This is a genomic window from Bradyrhizobium iriomotense (genome assembly GCF_018130765.1).
In the GTDB taxonomy this organism is placed as follows: domain Bacteria; phylum Pseudomonadota; class Alphaproteobacteria; order Rhizobiales; family Xanthobacteraceae; genus Bradyrhizobium; species Bradyrhizobium iriomotense_A.
The window spans coordinates 92,475-108,255 of the sequence record NZ_JAFCJZ010000013.1 but is presented as its reverse complement, the minus strand read 5'-3'; the positions used below and the strand labels follow the sequence as shown (position 1 = coordinate 108,255).

General features: G+C 64.3%; 16 protein-coding genes. 4 read left to right on the top strand and 12 right to left on the bottom strand.

From position 1 onward, the window contains the following. Window positions 1-7: 7 nt before the first annotated feature. The 5 genes from JQ635_RS22385 to JQ635_RS22365 form a co-directional block, all read right to left on the bottom strand. Window positions 8-526, bottom strand: coding sequence for a DUF962 domain-containing protein (locus JQ635_RS22385; protein WP_211411930.1), 519 nt, complete (start codon window positions 524-526; stop codon window positions 8-10). 173 nt (window positions 527-699) lie between these two features. Further along, window positions 700-1,371: an OmpA family protein gene (locus JQ635_RS22380; protein WP_211411929.1), complete on the bottom strand. Its 672-nt coding sequence runs from the start codon at window positions 1,369-1,371 to the stop codon at window positions 700-702. Then, the gene (locus JQ635_RS22375) at window positions 1,371-1,787 is read right to left on the bottom strand and encodes a hypothetical protein (RefSeq protein ID WP_130364978.1); all 417 of its coding nucleotides are present in this window, start codon (window positions 1,785-1,787) and stop codon (window positions 1,371-1,373) included. The genes JQ635_RS22380 and JQ635_RS22375 overlap by 1 nt, the downstream gene beginning before the upstream one ends. A gap of 88 nt (window positions 1,788-1,875) precedes the next feature. Continuing rightward, window positions 1,876-2,163 carry a type II toxin-antitoxin system HicB family antitoxin gene (locus tag JQ635_RS22370; protein ID WP_211411928.1) on the bottom strand — a complete coding sequence of 96 codons (288 nt, stop codon included), beginning with the start codon at window positions 2,161-2,163 and terminating at the stop codon, window positions 1,876-1,878. A gap of 7 nt (window positions 2,164-2,170) precedes the next feature. Continuing rightward, window positions 2,171-4,738: an ATP-dependent helicase gene (locus JQ635_RS22365; RefSeq protein WP_211411927.1), complete on the bottom strand. Its 2,568-nt coding sequence runs from the start codon at window positions 4,736-4,738 to the stop codon at window positions 2,171-2,173. Between the two features lie 231 nt (window positions 4,739-4,969). On the opposite strand from JQ635_RS22365, the gene JQ635_RS22360 reads away from it, so the two are divergent. Continuing rightward, window positions 4,970-5,140: a DUF1328 domain-containing protein gene (locus JQ635_RS22360; protein ID WP_074116717.1), complete on the top strand. Its 171-nt coding sequence runs from the start codon at window positions 4,970-4,972 to the stop codon at window positions 5,138-5,140. A 2-nt stretch (window positions 5,141-5,142) separates the two neighbouring features. On the opposite strand, the gene JQ635_RS22355 is transcribed toward JQ635_RS22360, so the two are convergent. After that, window positions 5,143-5,649: a thioesterase family protein gene (locus tag JQ635_RS22355; RefSeq protein ID WP_211411926.1), complete on the bottom strand. Its 507-nt coding sequence runs from the start codon at window positions 5,647-5,649 to the stop codon at window positions 5,143-5,145. An 87-nt stretch (window positions 5,650-5,736) separates the two neighbouring features. On the opposite strand from JQ635_RS22355, the gene JQ635_RS22350 reads away from it, so the two are divergent. The 3 genes from JQ635_RS22350 to JQ635_RS22340 all read left to right on the top strand — a co-directional run bounded on the left by JQ635_RS22350 (window position 5,737) and on the right by JQ635_RS22340 (window position 9,086). Continuing rightward, window positions 5,737-7,161 (top strand): FAD-binding oxidoreductase, encoded by a 1,425-nt coding sequence (locus JQ635_RS22350; protein ID WP_211411925.1) that lies wholly within the window; start codon window positions 5,737-5,739, stop codon window positions 7,159-7,161. 127 nt (window positions 7,162-7,288) lie between these two features. After that, a complete protein-coding gene (locus tag JQ635_RS22345; protein WP_211411924.1) occupies window positions 7,289-8,605 on the top strand; it encodes a Spy/CpxP family protein refolding chaperone in 1,317 nt (438 codons plus the stop codon). 121 nt (window positions 8,606-8,726) lie between these two features. Continuing rightward, window positions 8,727-9,086: a hypothetical protein gene (locus JQ635_RS22340; protein WP_211411923.1), complete on the top strand. Its 360-nt coding sequence runs from the start codon at window positions 8,727-8,729 to the stop codon at window positions 9,084-9,086. Window positions 9,087-9,234: 148 nt separating this feature from the next. Here the strand turns inward: JQ635_RS22340 and JQ635_RS22335 are convergent, their stop codons facing one another. The 6 genes from JQ635_RS22335 to JQ635_RS22310 form a co-directional block, all read right to left on the bottom strand. Further along, window positions 9,235-10,326, bottom strand: coding sequence for an ABC transporter ATP-binding protein (locus JQ635_RS22335; RefSeq protein ID WP_211411922.1), 1,092 nt, complete (start codon window positions 10,324-10,326; stop codon window positions 9,235-9,237). 6 nt (window positions 10,327-10,332) lie between these two features. Beyond that, window positions 10,333-11,184, bottom strand: coding sequence for a carbohydrate ABC transporter permease (locus tag JQ635_RS22330; RefSeq protein WP_211405539.1), 852 nt, complete (start codon window positions 11,182-11,184; stop codon window positions 10,333-10,335). A gap of 3 nt (window positions 11,185-11,187) precedes the next feature. Further along, complete coding sequence (locus JQ635_RS22325) at window positions 11,188-12,123, bottom strand: carbohydrate ABC transporter permease (protein WP_211405540.1); 936 nt, start codon at window positions 12,121-12,123, stop codon at window positions 11,188-11,190. A gap of 62 nt (window positions 12,124-12,185) precedes the next feature. Beyond that, window positions 12,186-13,502 carry an ABC transporter substrate-binding protein gene (locus tag JQ635_RS22320; protein ID WP_211405541.1) on the bottom strand — a complete coding sequence of 439 codons (1,317 nt, stop codon included), beginning with the start codon at window positions 13,500-13,502 and terminating at the stop codon, window positions 12,186-12,188. An 89-nt stretch (window positions 13,503-13,591) separates the two neighbouring features. After that, the gene (locus JQ635_RS22315) at window positions 13,592-13,771 is read right to left on the bottom strand and encodes a hypothetical protein (protein WP_211411921.1); all 180 of its coding nucleotides are present in this window, start codon (window positions 13,769-13,771) and stop codon (window positions 13,592-13,594) included. A gap of 253 nt (window positions 13,772-14,024) precedes the next feature. After that, window positions 14,025-15,692 (bottom strand): SulP family inorganic anion transporter, encoded by a 1,668-nt coding sequence (locus JQ635_RS22310; protein ID WP_211411920.1) that lies wholly within the window; start codon window positions 15,690-15,692, stop codon window positions 14,025-14,027. Window positions 15,693-15,781: the final 89 nt, after the last annotated feature.

Below are 15,781 nucleotides of genomic sequence, written 5' to 3'. Positions count from 1 at the left end.
TCTGGAGCTATCGGGTTGAAAGGGAATTGGTCGGAAGAGGCGCCAGAATCGCGGCAAGGTCGCGACGGAAGCCCAGTGCAATGAATAATTTTGCCATGACAAACATCGGTCCCAGCAAAAGATGCGACGGAAACGTGAACAACGAGGCTTCGCGCCCCTCAAAAACCTTGTGGCCGATGGTCTGCGCGGCGAGGCCGAGCGCGACCAGGGCGGCAAAAATCGCCCACATCGTCACGGTGCTGACCTGCGCCGCAATGGTCGACGCGATCGAGAACAGCACGATGGAGACGGCCAGAATGCCGGCCCCGAGCGCCAGATCGAGCAGCAGCCAGTAGATCAGGACCGGCAAGGCCAGGATCACCGCCAGGCTGACCTCGGACCCGAACAGCGGGACCTTCACCAGCGTCAGCGGCATCACCGCGCCGGTGAACAGCAGGAGGATGCCCACCACATGCATCGCCGTGTTCCGGGGATCGCGATGGTACTCGACATAAACGGCAAGTTGGCGTTGAAAAAAGCCACCCATCTTGGTCTCATGCAGCACGGGGTCGGGGAAGGACGAAAAAAGCCTATAGCACCGGATAGGGCGGTGCACAAACCGGCACTATTGTCGCGCAAGACCATACCGTCGCGCTGTGGGACAGATCACAAAACGATCAGGACTTCAAAGGGTTCCGTCGGACGCTTGGGAGCGTCTGCTTACCGTTTCTTGGCGGGCTTTTTCGTCGCAGGCGCAGGTGCCGCAGTCGGATGCGCGGGGGCGTCCTCGGGCACCTTCGCATAGGTCAGGATCTGCAGCTGGCCGTTGACGGCCGAGGTCGGCTTTGCCCGGTCGAGAAACTGCTCCTCGCCGAGGCCGATCGGATGCAGCCGCTTGGTCGAGATCTTGAACGTGTTCACCAGCACGTCGCGGATCGCGTCGGCGCGGCGCTGGCTGAGGATCGCATTGGCCTCGCGCGTCTTCGAATTGGATTCGACATGGCCGACGATCAGGAAGGTGTAGGGCAGCAGCGAGGAGTGAACCAGCGCGTCCGCGATGCGGCCGACGGTCTGGTAGGACGCCGGCTGGATGATCGGCGTGTCGGCGTCGAACTGGATCTGCGCGTTGAAGGCGGGCAGCTTGGCGAGGTCGGGCGCAATCAGCGGCCGGTTCACCGGACCCGGATCGTTCTTGATCCTGGTCTTGGCGCGCTCCATCACCTGCTGCTTCAGCGCGGGGAGGTCGGCCTCGGCAGCTTCCTCGAAATGGTTGAGCTTGCCGACGATGTCATCGCGGGTCGGCGCCGCCGTCTGCGCGCTTGCGGCGCCCGCAAGCAAGGCGAGGCCAAGCGCGATGCAGAGTCCTGCGGCGGAGAGTCGCTTGGCGCGCATCAGCGATACCCCGCATCGTCGACGGCCTTCAGGCAGTTGTTGCTGATGCCCTTGGGCGTCGAGACCAGGCAGGGGATCGACTTGCTGGTCTCCTTGGTGGAGCCGCCGCAGACCTTGACGATCTCGCGCTGGCAGGCATTCGCCACCGTGACGCGCGCGGCGATGCGCTTCTGGATCGCGTCGAAGACGCCGAGATAGTCGCTCTGGCATTGCGGCGAGAGCACGTCGCGGTTGCGCGACAGGCACTCCTTCAGGCGGGTCGAATCCGGATTGACGCCGCGGCAATTGGCGACGATTTCCGCGCCGCAGCTCGCCGCCAGCTTCCCGATCGAATCGCCAAAGCTCATGGTCTCCGCCGCCGCAAGCGACGGCATAACCAATGCCAGCACGATCAATGTGATGGAGCCCCGGACCATGGTTGCATCTGATACGGGGAAGTTCGCGGTGGTCAAGGGGCGTTCGGGGGAGAACTGTCGAGAGTCCGGCGACTGCGGCGAACAGTCCTCACTCCGTGGCCTCAGTGAGGGGAGGCCATTCGATCAGGACGGCCGTGTGGTTCCTGAGATCGTCGGCAACGGCAGGATCGGCCTCGAGCTCGGCCAGCGTTCGTGGTGGGGGAAGCTGGCGACCGTCCTCGATCAGGTCCTGCGCATAGAACGCGAGCGCCTCGGGTGCATTCTCGAGGGCCTCGTCGACATCGTCGCCGCCGGAGATGCAGCCGGGCAGGTCGGGAAACCACAGGCTGACGGCGTCCGGATCCGCGTCCTCGATGATGGCAACGTACTGAGCCATATCGGGTTCACGCCCGCTGCACAAAGCTGTCCACGACCTTCTTCTCGCCGGCCTTGTCGAAGGCGATGGTGAGCTTGTTGCCGTCGATCTTGGTGACGCGGCCGTAGCCGAATTTCTGGTGGAAGACGCGGTCGGAGAGCGAAAATTCCGAGGTTGTGCCTGTCGATTTGGCGACCAGCTCCCCCTCGATGGTCAGGGGACCGCGCCGGCGCGAGGAGAAGCTGCCGAAATCCGGGCCTGATGACGAGGAGGACGAGAACGTCGCGGCTTCTTCCTCGAAGCCGCCGCTCCTGCCACCGCTATTGCGGCCGCCGCCGCGGTTGCGGTTGGCCTGGGCGCGCTGCCAGCCGGGCGTCGTGTAGCTGGAGCCGAACGCCTCCATGTCGTCGAAGCGCGAGGCGCCGTAGCCGCCGGTGCCGCCCCAGGCCGAGCCGCCTTTGGACTCCGTGATCTCGACATTGGCCGCGGGCAATTCGTCGAGGAAGCGTGAGGGGATCGTGGTCGACCAGGTGCCATGGATGCGCCGGTTGGTCGCGAAATAGATCATGGCGCGGCGGCGGGCGCGGGTCAGGCCGACATGGCCGAGCCGGCGCTCTTCTTCCAGGCCCGCGCGGCCCTGTTCGTCCAGTGTGCGCTGGCTTGGGAACAGGCCTTCCTCCCAGCCGGGCAGGAACACGTTGTCGAATTCGAGGCCCTTGGCCGAATGCAGCGTCATCAGCGACACCGCGTCCTCCTCGGCGCCGCCGTCGCGGTCCATCACCAGCGAGATGTGCTCCAAAAACCCTTGCAGGTTCTCGAACTCCTCCATCGAGCGCACGAGCTCTTTCAGGTTCTCCAGCCGGCCCGCGGCGTCCGCCGAGCGGTCCTTCTGCCACATCTCGGTATAGCCGCTCTCGTCGAGCACGATCTGGGCCAAGTCAGTGTGCGCGGTGACCTCGCGCTGGGCGCGCCAGCGGTCGAATTGCGCGACGAGATCGCGCAAGCTTCCGCGCGCCTTCGGCTTCAGCTCGTCGGTCTCGACCACGGCGCGCGCCGCCTCGAACAGCGGAATGCGGCGCTTGCGGGCGTGGTCGTGCAGCATCTGCACGGTGGCATCGCCGAGGCCGCGCTTGGGCGTATTGACGATGCGCTCGAAGGCGAGGTCGTCGGCCGGCGAATTGATGACGCGCAAGTACGCCAGCGCGTCGCGGATCTCCGCGCGCTCGTAGAAGCGCGGGCCGCCGATGACGCGATAGGGCAGGCCGAGCGTGACGAAACGGTCTTCGAACTCGCGCATCTGGTAGGAGGCGCGCACGAGAATGGCGATCTCGTTGAGCTTCTCGCCCTGGCGCTGGATCTGCTCGATCTCCTCGCCGATGCCGCGGGCTTCCTCTTCCGAATCCCAGGAGCCCGTGACCGTGACCTTCTCGCCGTCCTGGTCCTCGGTGCGCAGCGTCTTGCCGAGCCGGCCTTCATTGTGCGCGATCAAATGCGAGGCGGCGGCGAGGATGTGTCCGGTCGAGCGATAGTTGCGCTCGAGGCGGATCACCTTGGCGCCGGGGAAATCGTGCTCGAAGCGCAGGATGTTGTCGACCTCGGCGCCGCGCCAGCCATAGATCGACTGGTCGTCGTCGCCGACGCAGCAGATGTTTTTGGTCTTCTCCCTCGCCCCGCTTGCGGGGTGAGGGGGAGTCTCCACGAGCTCGGTGCTTGGAGAGTCCCCCTCACCCGCATCGCTCTGCGATGCGACCTCTCCCCGCACGCGGGGAGAGGTGAAAGAAGGCGCCTGCGACAGCAGCCGCAGCCACAGATATTGTGCGACGTTCGTATCCTGGTACTCGTCGACCAGGATGAACTTGAAGCGCTGCTGATACTGCCTGAGGATATCCGGGTGCTCGCGGAAGATGCGGATGTTCTCCAGCAGGAGATCGCCGAAATCGGCGGCGTTCAAAATCTTCAGCCGCTCCTGATAGCTCGTATAGAGTTTGCCGCCCTTGCCGTTGGCGAACATCGCGGCTTCGCCCGAGGGCACCTGCGACGGCATCAGGCCGCGGTTCTTCCAGCCGTCGATCAGGCCGGCCAGCATGCGCGCCGGCCAGCGCTTGTCGTCGATATTCTCGGCCTGCAGGAGCTGCTTCAGGAGCCGCACCTGATCGTCGACATCGAGCACGGTGAAGTTCGACTTGAGCTGCGCCAGCTCGGCGTGGAAGCGCAGGATGCGGCCGCCGATGGAGTGGAAGGTGCCGAGCCACGGCATGCCTTCCACGGCGTGGCCCAGCATCTGGCCGAGCCGGTGCTTCATCTCGCGTGCGGCCTTGTTGGTGAAGGTCACCGACAGGATCTCGGCGGGGCGGGCGCGGCCCTGGCTCAGGATATGGGCGATGCGCGTCGTCAGCACCCGCGTCTTGCCGGTGCCGGCGCCGGCCAGCACCAGGACCGGGCCGTCCAGCGTCTCCACGGCGTCACGCTGCTCGGGATTGAGCCCGGAGAGGTATTTCGGACCCACCGAGGCACGCGCACGCGCGGCGATGCCGCCGGCTGCGGGCTGGTGGTCGGGTACGCTGGTGATCTTGCTCGGCTCGGTCATGCGAATCATTTGGCCCCACGATGGCACCGCGGGGTGACGGGAGGGAGCCTTCTTAACAGGGATTGGTCCCTATATGGGGCGGCGATGCGGGTTTTCCACGTACGCGGCAGCCCGATTTGTTCCTGCGGCGGGCGCGAATTTCGCCGTTATACGTGCCGGAACCATCGTTCCCGCGTCGAGATTGTCTGGGCAGGCGGCGCGGCCAGCCGTGCCGAGAGACATCAAGACGAGGGTTTGACCATGTTAGGCTGGGTTGTGACGTTTCTGATTATCGCATTGATCGCCGGCATCCTGGGCTTCGGCGGCATCGCCGGCGCCTCGATCGAGATCGCCAAGATCATCTTCTTCATCGCGGTCGTCCTGTTCCTGGTCTCGGCCGTGGTCGGATTGGCCCGCGGGCGCAGGATCTAGCGCTATCTCTTCGAGGGCATCGCTACGCTGCGGCCGATGCCCTCGGGCTGCACCAGGGTGCTGTGGGCCCTGGCGATCCCGGCGATGCGCTGCTGGATGTCGGGCGGAAACGGCGCAACGCGCCGCGCCTTCATGTCCATATGCAGCGACATGTTCTCCGAGGTCGCTGACAGCCAGCCTTCGGTGCCGTGCCTCATCTCCTGGAATGTGTGCAGCCGCTTGTCGTCGGCCGCCAGCAGCCATACCAGGATCAGCACGGGATCGCCGAGATGGATCTCGCGCAGATAGCGCACATGGCATTCGGCGGTGAAGGTCGAGCCGTGGCGCTCGGTCTTGTAGACGGGGCCAATCCCGAGCTCGAGCCAGAACTCGTCGATCGCCCGGTCGAACATCACGTTGTAATAGGCCATGTTGAGATGGCCGTTGTAGTCGATCCATTGCGGCTCGACCTGCATGATCGAGGAGCGGAACGGCTCCGCTTCGGGCGCTGTGGCGGCGGTCTCCGGCATGTGTCCTTCCCAAGCTATGCGTCCGGTCCCTTGACTTGACCGGTTAGATGTCCTTTGCCACGGTTTCGTCTGTCGGGAGGAATGTCCGTGGGTACGACCATCACCAATAATCCGCCGCGGCCGGAGCCGAAAGCCCTCGCGAGCGCGCTGGAACAGCTTGCCGCACGCTTCGGCAACCGCCTCATCACCTCGCAGGCCGTTCGCGAGCAGCACGGCCATACCACCACATGGATCGTCAACCAGCCACCGGACGGCGTGGTGATGGCGCAGGAGACCGCCGACATCCAGGACGTGGTGCGGATCTGCGCCAAGAACCGCGTGCCCGTGATCGCCTTCGGCACCGGCACCTCGCTGGAGGGCCAGGTCAACGCGCCCGCCGGTGGCATCTCGATCGACCTGCGCGACATGAACAAGGTGCTCGCGGTGCATGCCGAGGACCTCGACTGCGTGATCCAGCCCGGCGTCACCCGCAAGGCGCTCAACGAACACCTGCGCGACCAGGGCCTGTTCTTCCCGATCGATCCCGGCGCGGACGCCTCGCTCGGCGGCATGGCCTCGACCCGCGCCTCCGGCACCAACGCGGTGCGCTACGGCACCATGCGCGACAGCGTGCTGGCGCTGAAGGTGGTGCGCGGCGACGGTGAGATCATCACCACGGGTACGCGCGCGAAGAAATCGTCCGCCGGCTACGACCTGACGCATCTGTTCGTCGGCGCCGAAGGCACGCTCGGCATCATCTCGGAACTGACCATCCGCCTGCGCGGCATCCCTGATACCATCGCAGCCGGCGCGGTGTCGTTCGAGACGGTGCACGGGGCGTGTCAGGCCGTGATCCTGGCGATCCAGACCGGCATTCCCGTGGCGCGCATCGAGCTGCTCAATGCCGCGCAGGTGAAAGCCTGCAACGCCTACTCGAAGCTGACGCTGCCGGAGACGCCGCTGCTCTTGATGGAATTCCACGGCAGCGAGATCGAGGTTGCCGAGCAGTCCAAGGCGTTCGGCGAGATCGCAAAGGATTGTGGCGGCGGCGAATTCTCCTGGACCACCAAGCCGGAGGATCGCACCAAGCTGTGGCAGGCGCGGCACGATGCCTATTGGTCGGTGAAGGCGCTGCGGCCCGGCGACAGCATCGGCGTGGTCGCAACCGACGTCTGCGTGCCGATCTCGCGGCTTGCCGACTGCGTCAGCGAGACCGAGGAAGATCTCAAGCGGCTCAACCTGCTGTCGCCGATCGTCGGCCATGTCGGCGACGGCAATTTCCACTGCTCGCTGGTCTGCGACACCAACGACGCCGACGAGATGGCGCGCGGCGAGGAGTTCATGCATCGCCTGGTTGAGCGCGCACAGGCGATGGACGGCACCTGCACCGGCGAGCACGGCATCGGCCAGGGCAAGCAGAAATACCTCAAGGCCGAGCTCGGCCCCGAGGCGCTGGACGCGATGCGGGCACTGAAGAAGGCGCTCGACCCGCTCAACATCTTCAATCCCGGCAAGATTGTGCCGGAAGCCTGACCCACGGCGCACCAGCTCCGCAGCAACGTCGCCGCCGCTCGCTGATCGGGAACTTTCGGCAGTCCTGCCGGTTCCAATTCCCGACAATTTTCGATGCCTCAATGGCTCGGCTTTGCGGGAGGATGCGATGTTGCGACCGGTCATTGGAATTGCCGTGATGGCGCTTGCCTGCCTGCTGGCGGGGACCGCTCTCGGCAAGGGCGGACACGGTGGCGGGCATGGCGGTGGTCATGGCGGCGGGCATCACGGCGGGGGACATGGCGGTGGCCATCACGGCGGCGGCCATTTCCATGGCCACGGTTTCGGGCATGCGCATGGGGGCGGTCATTATCGCGCGATGCGGTTCGCAACCGGCGCCCGACACGGTGCGAATTTCGGTCAGATCCGCAATGCGTCGGTGCGCCCTGCGAACTTCCGCAATGCTCTCAATTTGCATTCCAGCGCTTTCCGCAACGGTCGCCTGATCAGCAACCCGGCGGCACGCGCGCAGATTGCGGCTGCGGCCGCCTTGGTCGGCTGGCATGGCGCCGGCAACGGATGGTGGCAACATCCAGGCGGCTTCTATGGCTGGGTCGGGCCGCTGTTCTGGCCGTTCGCCTATAACGATCTCTACGACTACACGATCTGGGGCGACGGCCTCGGCTTCTGGGGCTACGGCTATCCGGACATCTATGCCGGCCTCTTCGGGCCCTACGGCTATGACGGGCTGTCGGCCTATCTGCCGCAGCGTCCGCAGGGACGGCGGCAAGCGCGAGGTGTCGCGCTCGATCAGCTCTGCGGCAGCGACCGACGCGAGATCGTCGGTCTGCCGATCGACCAGATCGCTGCGGCGGTGCAGCCGACCGAGGCGCAAGGCGCCAGTCTCGATGCTCTCGGCAATGCCTCGATCGACGCTGCCGCGCTGATCCGCACATCCTGTCCGACGCAGGTCGCGGCGACGGCACCCGGCCGGCTGGCGGCGATGCAGCAGCGTGTCGAGGCAATGGTGAAAGCCGTCGATCTCGTTCAGCCCGCGCTCGACAGATTCTATGGCTCGCTCACCGACGAGCAGAAGGCGCGGTTCAACGCGCTGGCCGAAGATCAGCGCCGCGCGACGGCTTCCAACGGCAGCGGGGGATCGCTGGTCCAGACCTGCGGTGCGCCTGCTGCGCTCGATTGGCCCGGCACCGACATCGAGGCGAGGCTTCACCCCAACGACACGCAGCGCGCCGCGCTACAGGTGCTCCAGGACACCAGTGCCAAGGTCAGCGCATCGCTCAAGGCGGGCTGCCAGCCGAGCGAGGTGATGACGCCGCCGGCGCGAATGGCCGCGGTCCGCAACCGGCTCGACGTGATGCTCGACGGCGTCAAGTCGGTGCGCGCGGCGCTGGAGGATTTCTACGCCACGCTGAATGACGAACAGAAGGCGCAGTTCGAGGCCATCGGACCACGTCGGACGTCCTGAATGCGTATCGAGATGGAGTGTGACGGAAGAATCGCCTCGCCGATCTCGGCAGGCCTCTCTATGCTGGAGAGAGGCTGCAGCGCGGCAACATGACGGCTCGAAGATCGCGGATGGTGGGGCGATGAAGTGGTTCGCGCGCAAGACGCGACAGGACATCTGGGATGAAGCCATCGAGGGGCCGCTCGGCGACATCGAGGCCGCCGCGCGCATCCGTGCGATCTGCGAGGCGGCGGCCGCGAGCGCGGCGGGGTCTGCGCGCAACGACAGCCGCGAAAGCGCGCGCTACGAGCGCGCCGCCAAGGTCGCGATGGAGATCGCGATGAAGATCTCGGATGGACTGATGCGCGATGACGCGGTCCATCGCATCGTCGATCTCTGCATGGAGGCGGGCGACCTCAAGACCGCGCAGATCCTGTTTCGCGCGATCCATGCCGGCTGGATCCGCGAGACGGTGCAGCGGGATCACCCCGCGCTGGCCTAGAGCGTTTTCGAGCGAAGTGGATACCGGTTCGCGTAAAGAAAACGCGTCAAAACAAGAATCCAGAGCCCCGTTCCGATTCCATCGGAACGGAAATGGCTCTAAGGGCGTGGACTCGTAAATCCGGTACGCGAGGCCCGCATTGCTGGCGTCAGATGGCCGCCTCGGTCTGCGGGTCGAAAACGTGAAGCCTGGAAGGCCGCATGGCAACGCGCAGCTTGTCGCCCACACTCACCCCAGCGGTCGGCTCGACGCTCGCCACCATGATACTCTCGCCCACCTTCATATCGAGCAGGATTTCCGAGCCGAGTTGCTCGACCACCTCAATCACAGCATCGAAGCATGGGTGGCCGAGATCAGCGCCACCCGCCACGGTGAGGTCCTCCGGCCGCACGCCGAGCATGACCTCGCGTCCGATACGGCCGCGCAGCCGCTGCGCGGTCTCGTCCGGCAGCTTGATGCGCAGGCCGGAGTTCTCGGCGATCAGCGATCCGTTCGCCTCGGTCACCGTAACGGCCGCGAAATTCATGGCTGGGGAGCCTATGAAGCCAGCGACGAACTTGTTGGAGGGATGATTATACAGTTCGAGCGGCTCTCCCACTTGCTGCACCACGCCGTCCTTCATGACGACGACCCGGTCACCCAGCGTCATAGCCTCGACCTGATCGTGAGTCACGTAAATGGCTGTGGTGCCAAGACGCAGATGCAGCTTCTTCAGCTCAACGCGCATCTGCACCCGCAGTTTGGCATCGAGGTTCGACAGTGGTTCGTCGAACAGGAACACGCGGGGGTGGCGCACGATGGCACGGCCTAACGCCACACGTTGACGCTGACCGCCTGAGAGCTGGCGTGGCCTGCGCGTGAGCAATTCGCCGATGCCGAGGATGTCAGCCGCCTCCAGTACGCGCTTGTCGATTTCCGATCTTGCGAATTTACGCATCTTCAGGCCGAACGCCATGTTGTCGTACACGGTCATGTGCGGGTACAGAGCGTAATTCTGGAACACCATGGCGATGTCGCGGTCCATGGGCGCCAATTCATTGACCACGTTGCCGTCGATGGAGATATCGCCGGAACTGATCGCTTCGAGCCCGGCGATCATCCTGAGCGTCGTCGTCTTGCCACAGCCGGAGGGGCCGACGAACACCATGAACTCCTTGTCGCGGATCTGCAGGTTGACGTCTTTGACGGCGTGCACGCCGTCAAAGAATTTGTTGATCCCCTTGAGGACGACCTGGCCCATTCGCTGTCAGCCCTTCACTGATCCGGTCAATCCCGCGACGTAATGCTCGACGAAAAACGAATAGGCGATCGCAACCGGTATCGATCCAAGCAGGGCCCCAGCCATCAGCGGCCCCCAGTAGAATACATCGCCGCGGATCAGCTCCGACGTGACGCCGACCGGCACAGTCTTCTGCTCGGGCGAGGACAGGAACACGAGCGCATAGATGAACTCATTCCACGACAGCGTGAAAGCGAAGATGCCGGCCGAGAGGATGCCCGGGATCGCCACCGGGATGACGATATAGAGCATCGCTTGCCAGCGCGAGGCGCCGTCAATGCGCGCGCATTCCTCGAGCTCCTTCGGGACCGCCTTGAAGTAGCCCATCATGATCCAGGTGCAGAATGGAATAAGAAAGGTCGGATAGGTCAGGATCAGTGACCAGGGCGTGTCACCCAGCCGATAATTGCGTATGATCTCAGCCAGCGGAATGAACAGCAACGTCTGAGGCACCAAATAGGTGATGAATATGGCGGTGCCCAGGCTGCCGGCAAAAGGAAAGTTCAGCCGCGACAGAGCATAGCCGGCGGCTACACCACACACGAGCGAGATAGCGGTTGACGCAAGCGCGATGAATGTCGTGTTCCAGAGCCACGATGCGAACAGCGTCTCCTCGAACAGGTACCTGACATGGTCCGCGGTCGGTTTCCAAGTCCAGAACGGATTGTAGTTGATCGAATTCCACGGCCGGTAAAGCTCTCCGTCCGGCCGCACCGAAGTGATCACCATCCAGTAGAACGGGAACAGCAGGAAAAGCAGGAACAACGCCATGGGGACGTAGAAGAACACCCACTTTCGCCACCTTGCGCCTTCGATCATGGCTCAGCGAACCTCCACGCGGCGGATGTACAGAAGTTGGACGATGACGACCAGAAACAGCACCGGAAACATGGCGAGCGAGATGGCGGCGCCCTCGCTCAAGAGGCCGGTGCCGATGCCGATCTGATAAGCGTAGGTGGCGAACAGGTGCGTTGCGTTGGCCGGTCCGCCGCCCGTCATCACATAAACGATCTGAAAGTCGGCGAACGTCTGAATCACCGAGAACAGCATCACGACCATGGTCACGGGCAGCAGCAGTGGCCAAGTGATGTGCCAGAATCGCTGCCACGGCTTGGCGCCGTCGATGGCGGCGGCCTCGTTGAGTTCGGGGCTGATGGTCTGCAAGCCCGCGAGCAGGCTGATGGCGAAGAACGGCACCCCGCGCCAGATGTTGACGATGATAATCGAGATCATGGCGAGGTCCGGATCGCCCAGCCAATTGATCCGACCGGTGATCAAACCGAGATGGTAGAGGAGCCAATTGAGAACGCTGAACGTCGGGTCGAACATCCACTTCCAGGCGAAGGTCGAGAGCACCGTCGGGATAATGAACGGCAGTAGGATGAAGGCACGGGCAAGCGCCTTGCCACGGAAATTGCGGTTGAGCAGCATGGCCAGCCACAGCCCGAGCCCCAGCTTGAAGACGGTGGTTACACCCGTATAGAGGAAAGTGTTGTAGACGGAGGTGCGAAAGATCCCGTCATTGAAAATCTTGTAAAAGTTGGCGAGGCCGACGAAGTCGCCGGGCATGCCGACACGCGAGCTGGTGACCGACAGCAAGATTCCTCGCATGAAGGGATAAGCAATGAACATGCCGAGTAGCACGATGGTCGGCACCAGCAGCACGAATGCCAGCCAACGCTCGTCCTCGAGCAAACGGTGTCGCCGGGGAGGGGGCGCCTCGCGGAGCGTGGTATCGGAAACCGCGCTTATCGCCATGTTCGATCCTCGTCGGCCGAAAGACTCCTTGCCCCAGGAAAACGGGGAGGGACGGCATAGTCTCAGGCGTAGACCTTCTTGAGCTCGGCCTCTGCCCTCTTCACGGCATCCTCGGCGGGCATGCCTTGGACGGCCTTTGCGTACATATCAATGATGATGTACTTGGTTACGACCTCGGCTGCCTTGCGCGTAGAGGGCCCTTCGTAGCCAGCGAAGCGCCCTGTGCGCGCCGCTTGCTTGTAGGGCAGCATGATCGGGTCGTCGCCCCACAGCTTGTGCTTTTCCCAATCCGTGGTCGGGCCGACCGAGAAGCCCTTCTGGGAGACGAACCACTTGTTGTAGACATCCTTGGAGTGAATCCAGCCAAGGAATTTCTTCGCTGCATCCTGGTTCTTCGAATAACCCATCAGGAGGTTCGAGAACGGGACGTGATAGCTGAACTGCCCGCCGGGGCCCCTGGGCAGCGCGGCGTGCAGGATGTCGTCCTTAAGTTGCCCGCCTGCCTCCGTCTTGTAGGTATCCGGCTTGCGCAGAGCCTCGATGTAGATCGAGGCGCCATTGAGCGTGGCGCTGCACGTCCCGGACAGAAAAGCGCGGTTGTTGTTGGAATCGTCCCAGGCGAGCCCGCCTTCATCGTGGGCGTCCTTCCAGAAGGCCACCATGAACTTCACCGACTCGACCGTTGCCGGGCTATTCAGCACAACCGTCTTGCCGTCTGCCTCGACCTCCTTGCCGCCCCAGGACCACAGGTAGGGGTAGGCGAAGGCGGGCGCATCGCCGAAGGTGTGACCCAGCGTTTGGCCGATTGGCCGTCCCTTTGCCTTCAGCTTCTTGCCGGCCTCGCGATACTCCTCCCACGTCTGGGGAAATTTTCCGTCCGTGTAGCCGATCTCGGCAAACCAGGACTTTCGGTACGCGATCTGCAGGCCGACGATGCACCACGGCACTGCGATCCACTTCTTGCCGTCATTGGCGACAGCGCGGGATGTATCGTAGAAGCCGCCCTGACTCTTGCCGAGTTCCTCAGCGATGTCGCTGACGTCTATGACGCTCTCGCCGTAAAGTTGCCCCCAGTTGTTGAGGACGCAGACGACGTCGGGGCCTGACCCCGACTGGATCGCCGAGGTGATGCGGGCTTGGATGTCGTTGGCGTTGATGGTCTCGATATTGAGCTTTATGCCGAGCGCTTTCTCGCACTCCTTTGCGATTTCGTTGCGCAGCAGCTGATCTGACGCCGGAACGAAGTCGGTCCAGCGCAGCCAGTGCACCGTGGCGGCTTGCGCATAGGCGGGCGCCCTACCAACCGCCAGGATGCCGGCCATGCCGCCGGCAAGCGCGGTACCGCCCTTGAGGACGTTACGTCGGGTTACTGTCGTCATGCATCCCTCCTCGATGTGTCCGAGCTGATGCCCTACGGCCAGTCTTACGCCGGCTTGGAGTCCCTTTCAGTCGATTACGTCTCCGTGGTTCAACACATGCGCGCGTTGATGCCTGCGCACTGCATTGGCTCGATGATCATTTGGTGGTGTTCCGCTTGCAGCGCCGGGGTGGCCAGTTCGCCGCGAACCAAGGGGCGCTTTTCGCGGTGCAGCGGCGCGATTGCATCGCTCCCAATCGTAACGGCCATACGACCGGCGGCCTGGATCATGTCGGCGCTGCGGCGAGCGCTTGAGCCCTACCGTCATAGCGATCCCTCCCGCGCAGCGACGGTATAGCCGCGGCCAAGCGGGTTTTCCCCGTCTTATATGAAGTTCGGTACCGGAAGCTGGCGCGACGTCATTCTCGTCCGTCGCAGCAGGAAATCAAGTGCTAGCTTTGACGCGGAGGCCTCGGTCTCGATCCGTGATCTGGCCGGCGACCAAAAGTATCGCCCCCTTGGGCGGCGGACCGCGTGAAGGCGACTATTTCGCCAGCTTGCGCACGGCCTCGTCCACGCTGTGAAAGACGTGCTCGCGGGGCAGGGCATCGTACAATCTGAAACGCTCGAACGCGTCCTGCGCGCGCACCGATTCCAGCCGCGCCAGCGCGACGGTGACGCCCTGTTCGCTGCACGCCTTGAAGATGTCGAGCAGGATCTGCGCGGCGGTGAAGTCGATCTCGACCATGCCGCTCGCTTCCAGCACCAGGAGTTGCGGCGTCGCCGTGCCGAGCACCTTGGCGACGTCGCTGCGAAAGCCCGGTGCGTTGAGGAACGAGAGCGGCGCCTGCAGCCCGATCACGGCAACACCGTCGATGCGCTCGCCGCTGAGATGTGGATGGGCCGGCCACCAGATCGTGGTGCCCGGCACGCGCTCGAACTCGACCAGCCGCGCCCGTGTCGTGCTCCAGATGCCGTGCAGCAACGACAGCACGATGCCGAGGAAAGCGCCCTGCTGGATCGGCAGCACGATGATCAGCGCCGCGGTCGCGACGATCAGCAGGAATTCGCTTCGGGATTGGCGGTAGATCGTAACGATCTGCTTCGCGCGGATGATGCGCAGCGCGACGAACAGCAGGATGCCGCCGAGCGCCGCGTCCGGAACGTGTTGCAGCAGCCCCGTGCCGAATGCGAGCAGCGCCAGCACGATTGCCGCGGCCGCAAGCCCCGCGAGCTGTGATTGCCCGCCGGTCTCGGCGACGATCCCGGTGCGCGGCGGGCTGGCATTGACCGGAAACGCGCCGAACAGGCCGGCCAGCACGCTGCCGGCGCCCGCGCCGAGGAAGTCGCGGTCGACATCGGCAGGCTTGTCGGGATCGGATGGGAACGAGCGCGTGGTCGCGGCGGTCTGCACCATCACTACGACCGTGATGACGAAGGCGAGCGATACCAGATGCACCCAATGCTCCGGCGCAAGCTCGGGCAGGGTCAACCGCGGCAGCGTGCCCGGCACCACGCCGACGACGCTGACGCCCTTGCTTTCGAGGCCGAGCGCGATCGTGGCCAGCGTCGCGGCGACGAGTCCGATCAGCGCCCCCGGAATTTTTGCGCTGATCTTCTCGGAGACGAAGACCGTTGCGAGCACACCGAGGCCGATGCACAGCGTGAAGGGATTGCTGCGGTTGAGCTCACCGGCGAGCACGCCGATGCGATCGAGCGTCGGCCCGCTCGGCGACTTCAGTCCCAGCACGCCGGGCAATTGCGACACGATGATGTGGACGGAGATGCCGGCGAGGAAGCCGACCATGACCGGCACCGACAGCAGGTTGGCGATGCCGCCAAGGTGGAAGGCACCGCCGGCGAGCATCATCGCGCCGACCATCAGCGCCAGCGCGATTGCAAACCCCTGATATTCCGGCGAGCCGGCTGCGGCGAGCGCCGCCAGCCCGCCGGCGAAGATCGGCGTGATCGTGGAGTCCGCGCCGCAGGACAGGAAGCGGTTGCCGCCGAGCAGCGCGAAGCCGAGCGAGCCGGCCATGAACGCGAAGAAGCCGATCTGCGGCTCAAAGCCGCCGAGCCGCGCGGTCGCCATCTGCTCGGGGATCGCAATCGCCGCCAGCGTTAGTCCCGCGATGAGATCTCCGGGCAAGGAATAGGATGCGAGCGAGCGGAACAGCGGCCATGCATGCTTGGCGTCGGCATCGTGCGGCATCGAGGTCCCCGGAAAGCCTGTGTCGATCGATCAGACTACAGCATTTCCGGAAGGGGCAGATGGCGAATGTCCGCTGCGTCTGTGTCCCG